Source organism: Stenotrophomonas sp. Steno-Z10-HUANG, assembly GCF_056393075.1.
The window spans coordinates 222,846-238,255 of the sequence record NZ_JBWJPA010000003.1 but is presented as its reverse complement, the minus strand read 5'-3'; the positions used below and the strand labels follow the sequence as shown (position 1 = coordinate 238,255).

Sequence of the window (15,410 nt, the reverse complement as noted above, 5' to 3'; positions counted from 1 at the left end):
CCCACCGCAACCGACGATGGCCATGTCCCCCCGCATCGCCTTTCTCGCCAGCACCACCGACGCCGCGCAGCAGGCCCGTGAACGCTTGGCCGCGCGTTACGGCGACCACGCCCCGGAGGCGGCCGACGTGCTCTGCCCGCTGGGCGGCGACGGCTTCATGCTGCAGACGCTGCACCGCTTCGGCAGCATGGGCAAGCCGGTGTTCGGCATGAAGCTGGGCACGGTCGGCTTCCTGATGAACCACCATCGCGACGACGACCTGCTGCACCGCCTGTCGCAGGCGGAGCCGGCGCACCTGCGTCCGCTGGAGATGATCGCGCGCACCGAGTCCGGCACCACGGTCGGTTCGCTCGCCTACAACGACGTGTCGATGCTACGGCAGACGCGGCAGGCGGCGCACATCGGCATCGACCTCAACGGCCAGCAGCGCGTGGAGGAGCTGATCTGCGACGGCGTGCTGGTCTCCACGCCGGCCGGCAGCACCGCCTACAATTACTCGGCGCACGGGCCGATCCTGCCGCTGGGTTCGAACACCATCGCGTTGACGCCGCTGGCGCCGTACCGGCCGCGGCGCTGGCGCGGGGCCATCCTCAAGGCCGAGACCGAAGTGCGCTTCCGCGTACTCGACCCCTACAAGCGGCCGGTCAGCGTCACCGCCGATTCGCACGAGACCCGCGACGTGGTGGAGGTCACCATCCGCGAGTCGCGCGAACGCCAGGTGACGCTGCTGTTCGACCCCGAGCACAATCTGGAAGAACGCATCCTCAGCGAGCAGTTCATGTTCTGAGCGGGTGCGCGGCAACAACGCCGGAAACGGCAAGGCAATGGATCAGGAACATGGGTGACAACACTCCCAGGCTGTTGACGGTGGCGGTGACCTCGCGGGCGCTGTTCGACCTGGAGGAAGGGCATGCGCTGTTCGAGCGCGAGGGCGTGGAGGCCTACGCCGCTTACCAGCGCGAGCACGAGGACGACGTGCTCAAGCCGGGCGTGGCCTTCCCGGTGGTGCGCAAGCTGCTGGCGCTGAACGAGGGCGCGCCGCTGGAGACGCCGCGGGTGGAGGTGATCCTGCTCTCGCGCAACTCGGCCGACACCGGCCTGCGCATCTTCAATTCCATCCAGCACTACGGGCTGGGCATCGTGCGCGCGACCTTCACCGCCGGCGAGCCGACCTGGCCGTACGTCAAGCCGTTCGGTACCGACCTGTTCCTGTCGGCCAACCCGGAATCGGTGCGGCGTGCGCTGGTGCATGGCATCGCCGCCGCCACCATCCTGCCGCGCGGCCCCGGCGAGGTCTCGGCGGCCGCGGCGGCCACCGATACCGGGCGGCCGCCGACGCAGCTGCGCATTGCCTTCGATGGCGACGCGGTGATCTTCGGTGACGAGGGCGAGCGCATTTCCCGCGAGCACGGGGTGGAAGCCTTCGGCCGGCACGAGCGCGAGCACGCGCATGCACCGCTCAGCGGCGGGCCGTTCCGCAGTTTCCTGTCGGCCCTGCACGCGTTGCAGGCCGCGTTCCCGGCCGGCGAGGAGGCGCCGATCCGCACCGCGCTGGTCACCGCGCGCTCGGCGCCGGCGCATGAGCGGGTGATCCGTACCCTGCGCGAGTGGGGCGTGCGCCTGGACGAGGCGTTGTTCCTCGGTGGCCGCCACAAGGGGCCGTTCCTGGAAGCATTCGGCGCCGACATCTTCTTCGACGACTCGCAGCACAACATCGACAGCGCGCGCCAGCACCACAGCGTCGCCGCCGGCCACGTGCCGCACGGCATCGCCAACGCCGACCGCGGCGGATGAGCGGCGGCGGAGGCGCTTACGTCCGGCGGACCTGGCGGCACGTGGAACTGCAGTTCCGGGGCGATGTCACCCAGACCCGGATGTCGCGCTGGTTCCCGCAGCGCCTGCAGGTGGGTTACACCCGCAGCATGCTCGCCGCGCTGTGGCTGCACCCGGCGCCGCGGCATATCGGCATCATCGGGCTCGGTGGCGGCGCGCAGGCCAAGTTCTGCCACCGCTATTTGCCGCAGGCATGCATCGAGGTGGCCGAGAGCGACGCCACGGTGATCGCCCTGCGCGATGCGTTCCGCATTCCGGCCGACGATGCGCGGCTGCGGGTGGAGTGCATCGATGGCGCGCGCTGGCTGCGCCGCCATCGCGGCCGCTTCGACCTGCTGCTGCTCGATGCCTACGACGCGCAGGGCATTCCCGCGGCGCTGTCCACCCAGGCGTTCTACGACGATTGCCACGCGGCGCTGGGGGCGGACGGGGTCATGGCCAGCAATCTGTACGACACCGATACCCGCGGTCACCTGACGCGGCTGCGGCGCAGTTTCGACGGCCGCGTGCTGAAGCTGGACGAGCCGGGCATGAGCAACAAGGTCGCGATCGCCTGGAACGGCGCGCCGCATCCGGCGCCGGTGGGCGTCGCACTGTCGGCGTTGCCGTGGGGCGCACGCCGACAGTTGCACGCCGGTTTCCAGCGCCTTGCGCAGGCATGGGGGCGGGTCGCGCAGCACTGAGTCGTGTGTCTCCGGCGCCTTGCCCGGTGCCGGCGGCTGTGGCCATGCAGCGCCGGCCACAGGCCGCAGCCTGAACCGCGGCCGGCGCCGGATTTGCTTTACGCGCGCCAAGCCTCTACCGTGGCCGTGCTGAATGACAAGGGTCACCTTGAATCGTGGCCCGATGCTGTAGAGGTTGCCTTCTACATTGTTGCACCCGCTTCTCAATTCTCCTTGGAATCAGCGTCCTGCCGCAGTCCGCGGCGCCCATCCGCAACAAGGAGTATTGAAATGTCCCAGTCCCAGACCGGTACCGTGAAGTGGTTCAACGACGCCAAGGGTTTTGGCTTCATCACCCAGGACGGCGGCGGTGAAGACCTGTTCGTCCACTTCCGTTCGATCGAATCGTCCGGCTTCAAGTCGCTGCAGGAAGGCCAGAAGGTCACCTACGTGGCGGTGAAGGGCCAGAAGGGCATGCAGGCCGACCAGGTCCGCGTGGTCTGACCGATCGGCGATCGCCCTGATCAGGAAGCCCGGCCTCGCGCCGGGCTTTTTCGTTGGGCCCCGGTGCGCCACGGATACCGCGCAGCCCCGGCGCTTTCGCGCAAGGCAGGCGCGTGGGCGAGGGTGCCGTGCATGGTCTGCGGGGCGACCCGCAGGCAGGCGCAGGTCGCGCGGGCACGGGCAGCGGTGGCAATGCAGGGGCGCGGCCGCTGCGTTGCGGTTTCAGGGCATCTGGCGCTTCCCTGCCGGGCGCCATGCGCGGTTGCGGCTGCACGCCCGCTGCACGGGCGTGGCCAGGGCGATCAGGACGCGGACGTCGGCGGGTCGGGCGTATCGGTCGCCTGGTTTGCGTTGGACGCGCGCTTCCTGGCGAGCTTCTCGTCTTTCTGCTTTTTCTTGGCCAGCTCGCGCTGGCGTTTCTCGTATGAGTAGTTGATCTTGGCCACGGTCGTCGTCTTCCGTTGGGGGAGGGGAGGTCAGGCCTTTTCCGGCGCGGGGGTGGCAACCGCTGGCTTGGCGCCGCGGCCGGACGGCTTCGGGCTTTCTGGCTTGCCGCGCAACGGGGTGTTGCCGAGCGTTTCTATCTTTCCGCCGGCACGGTCGAACGCGGCCAGGTCCTCGGCGATGCGTTCGCGGGTCAATGGCCCCGACGAGGCTGGGCCGGCGAAGGCCGACGTCGTTTTCCTCGGCGCGGTGGAGCTGGATTTGCGGGGCGTGCTCATGAGCTTTCCTCAGGCCAGTGTGGATTCGATGGTGCGGCTTCCGCCGTGCGCGTAGGCCGCGCGCAGCGAGCGGCAGCAGGCGCCGCCCATGACGAAGGTTCTGCAGACCGCCGGCCGGCTTGCATGGATCCGGCAGTTCATCCGCTGCCCGTCCACCGCCACGCACCAGCCTTCGGGGTCGCGGGCCATGACCCGCAGGCCGTGGACCCGGGTGGTCAGGTGGGCCGGCACGTCGTCCTCGCCGCCCAGTACCACGGTCTGTCGGCAGCACACCGCATCGCAGGACGTGCAGTGGATCGCGGCAGCCGCTTGACCGGCTGAGGGCTTCAGACCCGGTCTCCGTCGGGGCCGGCAGGCGCCGCGGGCAATGCCGGCGCCTGCCCGCGCGGATCGGCGGCGACGCCGCTGCCGGGCCGGCCGGGTGCCGGTGTGTGGAAAGTGGAATGCGTGGTCATGGAGACTCCCGTTGAGCGGCCGTCCGGCGGTACCGGGCGGATGACGCAGGAAAGGGAGCGGAGCGGGCAACTGCCTGGGCGGCTGCGCGGAACGCGCGGGGCAGGCAGTGCCTGCATGGCCATGCTATCACCTGGCGACCCGGCCGGCTTCACGGAGTATGCCGTTTCCGGCAGGCACCGCTCTGGTGGCGAGTGCGGCCGACGCCGTGCGCTGCGGATATCGGCCTGCCGTGATGCCGTTGCGGGGCCCTGGAGGCGACGTCCGGCCGGCACCTGTCGGGTCGGTGGCAGCGTCCTCAGCCAGGTGCGTCCAGCGGCAGGGTGATGTCGGTCAGGCGCCAGCGCAGCCCCTGGCGGGACAGCACGAAGACCACGCGGCCGCCGCCCTCCAGCTGCCGGGTGGCGGTGAAGCGCGACAGCGATTCGTAATGCCCGCGTGCGCCCTGCAGCGGACGCGCCGGCGCCGGTGGGCCCCAGGTGTCGCCGTCGGCGGTGTCGCCGGTGGCGCGCTTCCACACCCCGTGTCCCTGCAGCAGGGCGGCAACCCCGGCGGGGGTGACCATCACGTCCACCGCGGCGCCGCTCAGGCGACCGGCGACGCCCAGCGCCATGGCGCCGAGCAGGCTGGACTGCATGTCGCTGCCGGCGCGCCGCACCAGCTGGTCGTCGAGTTGCGCCTTGAGGTTGATCCGCAGCGCGGGGAAATCGACATGACGGGCAAGCCGCGCGGCGTCGCGCTGTGCGATCGCCTCGGAGATGCCATGGATCGCCAGCCAGGGCCCGGCGGCCACGTAGCCGGCGAGCAGCACCAGCAGCAGGGCGAGGGTTGCCAGCAGCCACTTCTTCATCAGCGGGCTCCGTGGCTCAGGCCGGCAGGTCGGGGTGGGACTCGGCCCAGCGCCGCAGCAGCACCAGGGTCTCGGCCCAGGCCTGGCTGCAGAAGCCCAGGAACTCGCTGTCCGGATCCCAGCCCAGATGGCGGAACTCGAGTACGGTCATCGGTTCGCCCTCATGCGGCAGGCCGCGCCACGCGCCGGGGCTGGCGCGGCGCGACAGCTCGAAGCGGATCTCGGTGCCGGTCCAGGCCGAGGCGGGGCTCTGTGCCGGGTGCCGGCTGATCACCTCCCAGCGCACGCAGTGCGCCGAGGTTTCCAGCACCTTCATGGCGACCACGCCATGCGCCGGCCCGGGGTTGTGGCTGAGCACGGCATCGCCGTCGATCACGCTGGCGGTATGGGCGACCCACCAGTACCCCAGTCCGCGTGCGGTGGCCAGGCCGGCATGCACGGTGGCCAGTGGTGCGTCGATCCAGAGCTGGTGATGGATGGCGGCCATGGCGGCGGCTCCGTCGGGCGTTGCCCGCTAGGGTGCCGCAAATCCACCGGCGTGGCGTGAATCCCGGTGCGCGGTCAGAACTCCAGGTCCAGCGCCGCGCACAGGTAGTCGACGAACGGCCCCAGCGCGGCGAGGTCGGCGGCGAGGGTCTGGCGCAGGCGCGGGCCGGTCATCACCGTGTCGTCCAGCGGGCGCCACAGCACCCAGTTGCGGTGCTTGAGGTCGTCGATGAACGCGAAATCGGCGGGAAAGCCACGCGGCGCGCGCACCAGTTTCTCGCTGGTCTCGAATGCATAGCGGCGGCGCGTGGCCGGCGCGTGCGCGGCGGCGCTCCAGCTGCCGGGGTTGTCGAAGATGAACTGGCGGATGCGGCGCTGCGTATCCGGCTCCGGGTGCCAGATGCCGGCACCCACGAAGCTCTCGCCCGGTGCCAGGTGGATGTAATACGACGGCGCCGGCACCTGCTTGCGGCGCTCGTGGAACAGGCGCGCCCCCTGCCAGGTCTTGTACGGCGTCTTGTCGCTGGAGAAGCGCGAGTCGCGGTAGATGCGGAACAGCGAGCCGCCGACGGTGCGCGGGTCGGCGCGGAAATGCGTGCTGACCTGCGCCAGGTCCGGCTGCAGGTCGGCGATCAGGCGCAGGAACGGCTGCCGCACGTGCTCCTCGTACTCGTGCTTGTGCTCGGCGAACCACGGCTTCTCGTTGTGGCGGGCGAGCCCGCGCAGGAAGGTGAAACTGGCGTCGCTGAAGTATCGGCTCATAGCGATTGCTGCAGGTTCTGGCCCCACTGGTCCAGTGCATCGAGCAGGGCCAGCGCGGCGGGGTTGTCGTGGTGTTCGGTGCGCAGGGTAAGCACCTGCGCGAAGTAATCGGGCAGGGTCTGTTCGCCGAGCCCGGGGCTGTCCAGCAGGCGCTGGCGGCGATAGCGGTTCCAGCGCGTGCGCTCGCCGGGGTCCAGGGTCTGCGGGTGGTTGCGCGCGCGATAGCGGAACAACAGCTCCGGCAGGCGCGGGTCGCGGAAGCTGGCGGCCATCTGCGCCAGCGCCTCGGGCGGGCAGGCGCGCACGCGCGCCAGCTGCGCGCGGTCACCCTCGGCCAGGAAGCCGTCGTACAGCGCGCCATCGGGATCGGGCGGGCCCTCGGCCGGGCGCTCGCGGGCGAATACCCGGCGCACCTTCTCGGCCAGCGCCGGGCCATGCGCGCGCAGCTGCGCGGCGCGCACCTCGGTCGCCGCCGGGTCGATGCCCAGCCGCTCGAAATCGGGCGCGCGCAGGTGGTTCCAGGCCACCAGTGCCGGCACCTTGTTCAGGTGCACTTCCTTGAGCGGAATGCGCTGCTGGCCCTCGGGCAGGTCGGCGGTGCGGGTGTACAGCCGCTGCGTGATCTCCTCCACCGACAGGTCGAGCAGCATCTGCGGATCGGCGTCCAGGTCGAACACGATCACCCGGTTGCCGATGTGCGGGTGGGTGGCCAGCGGCAGCACCGGCGCCGCGCACAGGCGGCTGGCGGGGTAGCGCATCGAGATGTGCAGCGCCGGCTGCATCGCCACCACGTCCAGCAGGCCGGCGACGAAGCGCTTGTCGCGCAGCTTCAGCGCGTAGTCCCACATGCGCGGCTGCGCGCGGCGGAACGCGCGGGCCATGCCGATGGTGGCGTACACGTCGGACAGCGCCTCGTGCGCATCGCCCTGGCGCACGCCGTTGGCCAGCGCCAGATGTTCCAGCTTGAACGAGGTGGCGCCGTCCTCGCGCCGTGGCCAGTGGATGCCGTCGGGGCGCAGCGCGTGTACCAGCCGCAGCATGTCCAGCAGGTCCCAGCGCGAATTGCCGCCGCGCCACTCGCGCTCATAGGGGTCGAAGAAGTTGCGGAACAGGCCGTGGCGGACGAACTCGTCGTCGAAGCGCAGGGTGTTGTAGCCCAGCGTGCAGGTCTGCGGGCGCGCCATCAGTTCGTTGATGCGCGCGAATGCCTCGGCCTCGCTCACGCCCTCGGCCAATGCACGCTGCGGGGTGATGCCGGTGATCAGGGTGGCGACCGGCGAGGGCAGCAGGTCGTCGGCCGGCCTGACGAAGAAGCTCGCCGGTTCCTCCACCACCTGCAGCTGCGCGTCGGTACGCACCGCGGCGAACTGCGCGATGCGGGTGCGGCGCGGGTCCTGGCCGAAGGTTTCGAGGTCGTAGAACAGGAAGGTCTCGGGCATGGGGCTTACCGTCGGGCTGCCGCGCCCGCCGGGCGTGGCGGCGGTGGCGTCCCCTGGCGAATGCGGCGCTGCGGGGCAGGGATCATCAGTGCGCGCCCTCCAGCACCGGCAACTGCGCGTGGATGGTCTTTTCCAGCGCGGACCAGTCGATGCCGGCCAGGCTGGCATGGCCGGCGGTGGCCTCGGCCAGGATCCGCTGCTGCAGCCGGGTGCGTTCCAGCGCCAGCGCGTAGGGCGTGTGCAGGAAGGTCACCATGGTGTAATGCGGCACGAAGCGCGTGGGCCAGCGCCGCTGCAGTTCCTGTTCCAGCTCGCGCTGCAGCAGGAAAGCCGGATCGGCGACGCGGTCGCGCATCTCCAGGTAGTTGTCCAGCGCCATCTGCTGGATCGCCGCGGCGTTGGGCTTGCGCTCGGCCTCGAACGCGGCGAACGCCCGGGCGCTGTCCGGGTGCGTTTCCAGCAGCTCGGCCAGCGCCACGCAGTCCTCGAAGGCGCAGTTCATGCCCTGGCCGTGGAACGGCACCATCGCGTGCGCGGCGTCGCCCAGCAGCACCGCCTTGCCGCCGAGGTGCCAGCGTTCCAGGTACAGGGTGCCGAGCAGGCCCGGTGGGTGCTGCTCCCAGTCGCGGCGCAGGTGCGGGATCAGCGGCAGCGCATCGGCGAACTCGCGCGCGAACAGCGCCTCGGCCTCGGCGCCGCTGCGCACGCTGGAAAACCCGGGGTCGCCTTCATTGGGCAGGAACAGGGTGACGGTGAAGGTGCCTTCGTCGTTGGGCAGGGCAATGCACATGTAGCGGCCGCGCGGCCAGATGTGCAGGGCGTTGGCCTCGATCTGGAAGCTGCCATCGGCCCCGGGCGGGATCTCCAGCTCCTTGTAGGAGTGGTCCAGGAACTCGGTGCGTTCGCCCAGCGGCGACTTGCGGTTCATCGCCGCGCGCAGCGCCGAACCGGCGCCGTCGGCACCGACCAGCGGAGTGTCGAAGTGGATGTCGTGCGGGCTGTCGTCGCGGTCGTCGATGAAGCGCGCATAGCCGGCATCGAAGTCCACCGTGTGCAGGCGATGGTGGAAATGGAAGCGTGCGCCGGCGTCCTCGGCCAGCTGCAGTAGGGTGACGTTGAGGTCCTTGCGGTGCACCGACCAGATCACTTCGCTGTCGTCGCGGCCGTAGCGCTGCAGTTGCGGCGGGGCGCCGTCGCGCGGATGCACCATGCGCCCGCGCATCATCACCGTGCGCGCCATCACCGCGTCCTCCACGCCGGCGCGGCGCAGCGCGTTGCGCCCGCGCTCGGCCAGCGCCAGGTTGATCGACCGGCCACTTTCATAGTCGGCCACCCGCGGATCGCCGCGGCGTTCGTAGACGGTGACGCGCCAGCCGCGGCGCGAGAGCAGGATCGCCAGCAGGGAGCCGGCCAGGCCGGCGCCGATCAGGGTCAGGTGACGCGGGGGGGAAGCGTTCAAGTCATTGTTTCCGGGGAATCAGGGGCCGGCCCATGCCTCCACTTCCTCGACGAAGCGCAGCACGTCGCGGTAGCGGTTGTACATCGGGGTCGGGGAAATGCGGATCACGTCGGGTTCGCGCCAGTCGCCGAGCACGCCGACCGACTGCAGGTATTCGAACAGCGAGCGTCCCTGTTCGCGCCCGCCGGCCACGCGCAGCGACAGCTGGCAGCCGCGCCGCGCCGGCTCGGCGGGGGTGATGATCTGCAGCACGTTGGGCAGGCGCGCGCGGACCAGGGTCTCCAGGTAGCCGGTCAGGCGCAGCGACTTGGCCCGCAGCGCCTGCATGCCGGCCTGGTCGAACAGCTCCAGCGACGCGCGCAGCGGCGCCAGGCCGAGCACCGGCGGGTTGCTCAGCTGCCAGCCTTCGGCACCGGCTTCGGGCACGAACTCCGGCGCCATGCGGAAGCGCGTGGCCTGCTCGTGGCCCCACCAGCCGGCGAAGCGCGGCAGCGTGGTGTCGTGGGCGTGGCGTTCATGCACGAAGCAGCCGGCGACCGCGCCCGGGCCGCCATTGAGGTACTTGTAGTGGCACCACACCGCGAAATCGGGGGCGACCTCATGCAGCGCCAGCGGCACGTTGCCGACCGAGTGCGCGAGGTCGAAGCCGATGTTGGCGCCATGCGCGCGTGCCAGCCGGGTAATCGCCTCCAGGTCGAATGCCTGCCCGGTGCGGTACTGCACGCCGGGCCACAGCACCAGCGCCACGCGCCGGCCATGCTCGGCCATCGCCTGCTCGATCGCGGCCATCGACAGCGTGCCATCGGCTTCGTCCGGGCGGACTTCGATCAGGTCGGTGGCCGGGTCGAAACCGTGGAAGCGGATCTGCGCCTCGACCGCGTGGCGGTCGGTGGGGAACGCGCCGGCTTCCATCAGGATCGCCGGGCGCTCGCGGGTAGGCCGGTAGAAGCTGACCATCATCAGGTGCAGGTTCACGCTCAGCGTGTTCATGGCCACCACTTCCAGCGGCTGCGCGCCGACCACGCGGGCCAGCTGGTCGCGCACCAGGCGGTGGTAGTTCATCCAGTGGGTCGGGCCGGTGAAGTGGCCCTCGACGGCGATGCGCGCCCACAGGTCCATGACCTCCTGCACCATCGCCTGTGCGCCGCGCGGCTGCAGGCCGAGCGAATTGCCGACGAAGTAGGCCTGGTCGGCGCCCTGGTGCTGCGGGAACAGGAACTGGCCACGCAGGTGGCGCAGCGGATCGGCGGCATCGAGCGCAGTGGCATGGGCCGGGGACAGGCGTTCGTTCATCGGGGCGCGTGCATTGAAAACGTGCCCGCAGTGTACCGCCCGCTCGCGGCACGCGGTTGCCACCGGGGCCGCGGCCAGGCGCCCGCGCCTGGTCGTGGTGGCTGCCGGGCGCGGCTCAGTCCTGCGCGGCCGGCAGCGGATGCACCGTGCCGCAGGCCGCGCAGGTGCGATGCGCCAGCGAGGAGTGGAAGCGGTCGAACACCTTGGGCAGGTCGGTTTCGATGTTGCCCAGGTGGAAGAACTCCTCGTACAGCTTGTGGTTGCAGTGCTCGCAGTGCCAGGCCACGCCGTCGAGCTCGTGCGGCAGGCGCTTGCGCTCGACCACCAGGCCGATGCCGCCGGGCGGGCGCCGCGGCGAATGCGGCACCCGTGGCGGCAGCAGGAAGATCTCGCCGGCACGGATCGGGATGTCGCGCACCCGGCCGTCTTCCTGCACCTTCAGCACCATCTCGCCCTCGAGCTGGTAGAACCACTCCGGGCCTTCGTCGTAGTGAAAGTCGGTGCGCGCGTTGGGGCCGCCGACCACCATGACGATGAAGTCGCCGTTGTCGATCATCCGGTTGCCCACCGGTGGCTTGAGCAGGTGGCGGTTGTCCTCGATCCAGGCGTGCAGGTTGATCGGCGCGGCGAGCATGGTCGGTTCCTGTGGCTCAGTCGCGCCGGCCCTGGCGCGGTACGAAGGCCAGGGCGTTTTCGTAGGCCTGCTTGAGGTCTTCGGCCGCGCCCACGTCGATGCCCATCTCGCTGACGCGTCCGTCCTTCAGGCTGTAGACCCAGCCGTGCACCATCAGCTTCTGGCCGCGGGCCCAGGCATCCTGGACGATGGTCGAGCGGCACAGGTTGGCGACCTGCTCGATCACGTTCAGCTCGCACAGGCGCGCATGCCTGAGCTCGTCGTCCTCGATCGCGTCCAGGATCGCCGCGTGCTTCTGCACCACGTCACCGACATGGCGCAGCCAGTTGTCGGCCAAGCCGACGCGGGTGTTGTGCAGGCAGGCATGCACGCCGCCGCAGCCGTAGTGGCCGACGATCAGGATGTGCTTCACCTTCAGCTGGTCCACCGCGTACTGGACCACGCTCAGGCAGTTCAGGTCGCTGTGCGCCACCACGTTGGCCACGTTGCGGTGCACGAATACCTCGCCCGGCGCCATGCCGATGATCTGGTTGGCCGGCACGCGCGAGTCGGAGCAGCCGATCCACAGGTATTCGGGGTGCTGCTGCTTGGACAGCTGCTGGAAGAAATCGGGATCCTCGCGGGCGATGCGGTCGGCCCATTCGCGGTTGTTCTGCAGCAGCTTGCGGATGTCTTTCATTTCGGGTGTTCCTGACGTTGAGGGGTGGAAGGCGCGGCGGTGGCCGCGTCGTCGGGAAACGGGGCGTTCAGTGGCCCGCGGCGGCCTGTTCGCGGTAGCGGCGCATCCACTGCGCCAGCTCCCGGGAAGCGGGGCCTGGCAGCCGTTCCAGCGCGGAGATCACCGCCTGCTGGTTGGCGTCCGGTTGGTTCTGGCTCAGTTTCAGCTTGATCTGGACCTGCTCGACCTGGAAGCGGAAGCCGACGATGCCGCGCAGCTGGCGGCGCTGTTCGTCGCGCTCCGGTGCGAAGCGCCACTCCTGGCCGACGCCGGCCTCGAAGCGCGCGCTGAGCGCGCCGACCAGTGCGGCCAGCGCGTCCTCGCCGTCGAAGGGTTGCAGGCGTCCGCGCAGTTCGGCGCTGGCGTAGTTCCAGGTCGGCACGCGCGCGGCCGCTTCCTGGTGCGCACCCCGTCCAAGGGATGCGCCCTCCGGGCCAGCCTGCGGCTGTCCAGCGCCGTTCCCGACGGCGTTGTCCGGATACCAGCTCGCCGACACGTAGCCGTGCGGGCCATCGACCAGCACCTTGGCCGCGCCGGCATGGCGCGCCTGCGGGTTCGCCCGGGCCCAGTGGCCTAGCAGTTCGATGCGTTCGCCGTCGCGCCGGTACAGTACCGGCAATCGGGTCAGTTCGGGCAGGCCGTCGGCGCCGGTGGTCAGCACGGTGACGAACGGATCGCGCTCCAGCAGGCGGTCCAGCCAGACCAGATCATGCTCGGCGAAGGCGCGTGGGGTGAACATCGGCCGCTCAGGCGCGCCCGCCCAGCGACTGCACCATGCGTCCGCGCAGCTCGGCGTCGCTGCCGGCCTGCGGTGGCTGCACTTCGTGCAGCGAGAAGCCGCGCGCCAGCGCGTCCTCCTCGTCCAGCCCGTCCCAGGCGACGAACTCGGCGTCGAACAGTTGCGCGCGCGCGGTGTCCTCGCTGTCGTAGCTCAGGGTATTGCCGTCGCTGTCCAGCACCTCGGCGGTGCCGGCCGGGCGCACGCGCAGGCGCGCCCATACCAGGGTGGTGCCGAGGCTGGCCAGCCACCACTGGTCGGTGCAGGTGTCGATGTCGTTCATTTCAGTCCCAGGGAATAGAGCCAAAGCAGTCCGGCCATGCCCAGCCCGGCCCAGATCACCCACATCGCGATCCGCGCCGGGGTGGCCAGGCCGCTGAGCGCGCGGTCGTCGAGCGCGCGGTAGGCGCCGCCGACCAGCCAGCGCAGTGCCTTGCCGTCGAGGAAGGCGAAATCGCCGAAGCCGGCGGCGACCGCCGGGTGGCGGTCACGGACATGCACCAAGGTGAGCGGCCAGAAGATCAGGAACGCGCTGAAGCCGGCGATGGCCACGCCGACGAAGCACAGGGCGAGGAAGAGCGTCATGGCAGGAGTGAGTGAAAAGGAGTGAGAAGTGAGAAACAGCGGCTGCTGCCCACTGCCGGGAGGTCTGCTTTTTTCTCTCTTCTCACTTCTGTTTCCTCACTTCTGCTCCTCAGAATTCCGCCGAGCCCGGCGCGCGCGGGTAGGGGATCGCATCGCGGATGTTGGACAGGCCGCAGACGTAGACCACCAGCCGCTCGAAGCCCAGGCCGAAGCCGGCGTGCGGCACCGAGCCGTAGCGGCGGAAATCGCGGTACCACTGGTAGTGCTCCGGATCCAGGCCGAACTGCGCCATGCGCGCGTCGAGGATGTCCAGGCGCTCCTCGCGCTGGCTGCCGCCGATGATCTCGCCGATGCCCGGGGCCAGCACGTCCATCGCCGCGACGGTCCTGCCGTCGTCGTTCAGGCGCATGTAGAAGGCCTTGATGTGCTCGGGGTAGTTGGTCACCACCACCGGGCGGCCGACATGCTCCTCGGTCAGCCAGCGCTCGTGCTCGGTCTGCAGGTCCAGGCCCCACTCGACCGGGTAGTCGAACTTCCTGCCCGACTTCTGCAGCAGGCTGACCGCATCGGTGTACTCGATGCGCTCGAACGGCGCGTTGACGAACGTCTCCAGGCGGGTGATGGCGTCCTTCTGCACGCGCTCGGCGATGAAGGCCATGTCGTCGGCGCGCTCGTCGAGCACCGCGCGGAACAGGTACTTCAGGAAGTCCTCGGCCACGCGCGCGTCCTCGGCCAGGTCGGCAAAGGCGATCTCCGGCTCCACCATCCAGAATTCGGCCAGGTGGCGGGTGGTGTGGCTGTTCTCGGCGCGGAAGGTCGGGCCGAAGGTGTAGACCTTGCTCAGCGCCAGGCAGTAGGCCTCGACGTTGAGCTGGCCGGACACGGTCAGGAAGGTTTCCTTGCCGAAGAAGTCGCGGCTGAAATCGATGCCGCCGTTCTCGCCGCGCGGCAGGTTGGCCAGGTCCAGGGTCGAGACGCGGAACATCTGCCCGGCGCCCTCGGCGTCGGAGGTGGTGATGATCGGCGTGCTGATCCAGTAGTAGCCGTTCTCGTGGAAGTAGCGGTGCACGGCCTTGGCCAGGCAGTCACGGATGCGGGTGACCGCGCCGAACAGGTTGGTGCGCGGGCGCAGGTGCGCCACTTCGCGCAGGAACTCCGGTGACATCGGCTTGGGCTGGATCGGGTAGGTCAGCGGGTCCTCGACCCAGCCGACGATCTCCAGGTTTTCGCCCTGGATCTCGAAGCTCTGGCCCTTGCCCTGCGACTTGACCAGCTTGCCGGTGGCGATGACCGAGCAGCCCGGGGTCAGGCGCTTGATGTCGTCGAAGTTGGCCAGCGCGTCGGTGGCCACGACCTGGATCGGGGCGAAGCCGGAGCCGTCGCTGACATTGACGAAGGCCAGCCCGTTGGAGGCACGGACCGTGCGAACCCAACCGCGAACCGTGACTTCTCCGCCTTCCGGGATCTTCCCGGCCAGGGCGTGCGCAACGCTGACCACCGTCATGACTTGAATCCTCTGCTGATCGACTCGATCTATGAACGCGGAATTCTAGCGGCTGCGCGGCCGGACAGGCGAGGGATCCGCCATCCGGGGCCGGTACAGCCGGGTTTTCCTATAATTGCCCCGCAATCCCCGGAGTCGCTTGCCCATGGCCATCCACCTCACCCCTGTCGCCTTTGCCCGCGTGCAGCGCTTCGTCGCGCAGACCCCCGGCGCGCTGGGCCTGCGTTTCGGCGTGACCCGCACCGGCTGTTCGGGCTGGGGCCATACCACCGACCTGGCCCGTGAGCAGCGCGAGGACGACACGGTGTTCGAGCAGGACGGCGTGCGCATCTTCGTCGACGCCGAGAGCCTGGCCCTGGTGGACGGCACCGAGATCGATTACGGCAAGCAGGGCCTGAGCGAGACCTTTTTGTTCAGGAATCCGAACGCCACCGCCGAGTGCGGGTGCGGCGAGAGCTTCACCACCGACGCCGACAAGGCCTGATCCGGCGTTCCCTCCGGTTGCCGGGTCCAGGCGGCTGCCGGCCGCGGCCCGGGCATGTCCATGGTCAGGCGGGCAGGGCCGGGCGGCACCCGGTTCAGGTTGTCCGGTGGCCGCTCGATTGCCCGGCCACCCCATCTGCGCCATAATGCGCGGCTTCCTGCCTTCCGGGGCGGGAGTCCTTGCCCCACCGCGGTCTCAACGGCGGGGGGCTGTCCGGCCCGAGAGGGCTACATCCGAAAGGTAG

20 protein-coding genes are annotated in these 15,410 nt (G+C 70.0%); 5 read left to right on the top strand and 15 right to left on the bottom strand.

From position 1 onward, the window contains the following. Positions 1-16: 16 nt before the first annotated feature. From AC06E6_RS06210 to AC06E6_RS06195, 4 genes are all read left to right on the top strand, one after another. Positions 17-787: an NAD kinase gene (locus tag AC06E6_RS06210; RefSeq protein WP_161614058.1), complete on the top strand. Its 771-nt coding sequence runs from the start codon at positions 17-19 to the stop codon at positions 785-787. Positions 788-837: 50 nt separating this feature from the next. Beyond that, positions 838-1,794 (top strand): 5'-nucleotidase, encoded by a 957-nt coding sequence (locus tag AC06E6_RS06205; protein ID WP_104939057.1) that lies wholly within the window; start codon positions 838-840, stop codon positions 1,792-1,794. 41 nt (positions 1,795-1,835) lie between these two features. After that, entirely contained in the window at positions 1,836-2,516 is a 681-nt protein-coding gene (locus tag AC06E6_RS06200) for a spermine/spermidine synthase domain-containing protein (RefSeq protein ID WP_240211953.1), read from the top strand. A gap of 270 nt (positions 2,517-2,786) precedes the next feature. After that, on the top strand, positions 2,787-2,999 hold the full coding sequence (locus AC06E6_RS06195) for a cold-shock protein (RefSeq protein ID WP_054666511.1): 213 nt from the start codon (positions 2,787-2,789) through the stop codon (positions 2,997-2,999). 302 nt (positions 3,000-3,301) lie between these two features. Here AC06E6_RS06195 and AC06E6_RS06190 read toward each other — a convergent pair whose 3' ends face one another. The 15 genes from AC06E6_RS06190 to asnS form a co-directional block, all read right to left on the bottom strand. Then, positions 3,302-3,445 (bottom strand): hypothetical protein, encoded by a 144-nt coding sequence (locus tag AC06E6_RS06190; RefSeq protein ID WP_199776709.1) that lies wholly within the window; start codon positions 3,443-3,445, stop codon positions 3,302-3,304. A gap of 30 nt (positions 3,446-3,475) precedes the next feature. After that, entirely contained in the window at positions 3,476-3,721 is a 246-nt protein-coding gene (locus AC06E6_RS06185; RefSeq protein WP_161614060.1) for a hypothetical protein, read from the bottom strand. A 9-nt stretch (positions 3,722-3,730) separates the two neighbouring features. Continuing rightward, positions 3,731-4,018, bottom strand: coding sequence for a YkgJ family cysteine cluster protein (locus AC06E6_RS06180; RefSeq protein ID WP_313231584.1), 288 nt, complete (start codon positions 4,016-4,018; stop codon positions 3,731-3,733). Between the two features lie 454 nt (positions 4,019-4,472). Further along, positions 4,473-5,024, bottom strand: coding sequence for a DUF2939 domain-containing protein (locus tag AC06E6_RS06175; protein WP_240211955.1), 552 nt, complete (start codon positions 5,022-5,024; stop codon positions 4,473-4,475). Positions 5,025-5,040: 16 nt separating this feature from the next. Beyond that, positions 5,041-5,511: an SRPBCC family protein gene (locus tag AC06E6_RS06170; RefSeq protein ID WP_240211956.1), complete on the bottom strand. Its 471-nt coding sequence runs from the start codon at positions 5,509-5,511 to the stop codon at positions 5,041-5,043. 74 nt (positions 5,512-5,585) lie between these two features. Further along, a complete protein-coding gene (locus AC06E6_RS06165) occupies positions 5,586-6,272 on the bottom strand; it encodes a DUF2461 domain-containing protein (protein ID WP_104939053.1) in 687 nt (228 codons plus the stop codon). Next, the gene (gene sbcB / locus AC06E6_RS06160; protein ID WP_240211957.1) at positions 6,269-7,711 is read right to left on the bottom strand and encodes an exodeoxyribonuclease I; all 1,443 of its coding nucleotides are present in this window, start codon (positions 7,709-7,711) and stop codon (positions 6,269-6,271) included. Before sbcB ends, AC06E6_RS06165 begins: the two co-directional genes overlap by 4 nt. Positions 7,712-7,796: 85 nt before the next feature. Next, positions 7,797-9,170, bottom strand: coding sequence for an FAD-dependent oxidoreductase (locus AC06E6_RS06155; protein ID WP_313231148.1), 1,374 nt, complete (start codon positions 9,168-9,170; stop codon positions 7,797-7,799). An 18-nt stretch (positions 9,171-9,188) separates the two neighbouring features. Next, a complete protein-coding gene (gene kynU / locus AC06E6_RS06150) occupies positions 9,189-10,463 on the bottom strand; it encodes a kynureninase (RefSeq protein ID WP_104939050.1) in 1,275 nt (424 codons plus the stop codon). Positions 10,464-10,578: 115 nt separating this feature from the next. Then, a complete protein-coding gene (locus AC06E6_RS06145; protein ID WP_161614065.1) occupies positions 10,579-11,097 on the bottom strand; it encodes a 3-hydroxyanthranilate 3,4-dioxygenase in 519 nt (172 codons plus the stop codon). Between the two features lie 16 nt (positions 11,098-11,113). Then, complete coding sequence (gene can / locus AC06E6_RS06140; RefSeq protein WP_104939048.1) at positions 11,114-11,776, bottom strand: carbonate dehydratase; 663 nt, start codon at positions 11,774-11,776, stop codon at positions 11,114-11,116. Positions 11,777-11,843: 67 nt separating this feature from the next. Next, complete coding sequence (locus AC06E6_RS06135; protein WP_240211959.1) at positions 11,844-12,554, bottom strand: FMN-binding negative transcriptional regulator; 711 nt, start codon at positions 12,552-12,554, stop codon at positions 11,844-11,846. 7 nt (positions 12,555-12,561) lie between these two features. After that, a complete protein-coding gene (locus tag AC06E6_RS06130; protein WP_240211960.1) occupies positions 12,562-12,876 on the bottom strand; it encodes a hypothetical protein in 315 nt (104 codons plus the stop codon). After that, positions 12,873-13,178: a hypothetical protein gene (locus AC06E6_RS06125; RefSeq protein ID WP_240211961.1), complete on the bottom strand. Its 306-nt coding sequence runs from the start codon at positions 13,176-13,178 to the stop codon at positions 12,873-12,875. Before AC06E6_RS06125 ends, AC06E6_RS06130 begins: the two co-directional genes overlap by 4 nt. 109 nt (positions 13,179-13,287) lie before the next feature. Further along, on the bottom strand, positions 13,288-14,682 hold the full coding sequence (asnS, locus tag AC06E6_RS06120) for an asparagine--tRNA ligase (RefSeq protein WP_161614068.1): 1,395 nt from the start codon (positions 14,680-14,682) through the stop codon (positions 13,288-13,290). Positions 14,683-14,827: 145 nt separating this feature from the next. On the opposite strand from asnS, the gene AC06E6_RS06115 reads away from it, so the two are divergent. Further along, the gene (locus AC06E6_RS06115; RefSeq protein WP_104939043.1) at positions 14,828-15,166 is read left to right on the top strand and encodes a HesB/IscA family protein; all 339 of its coding nucleotides are present in this window, start codon (positions 14,828-14,830) and stop codon (positions 15,164-15,166) included. Positions 15,167-15,410: the final 244 nt, after the last annotated feature.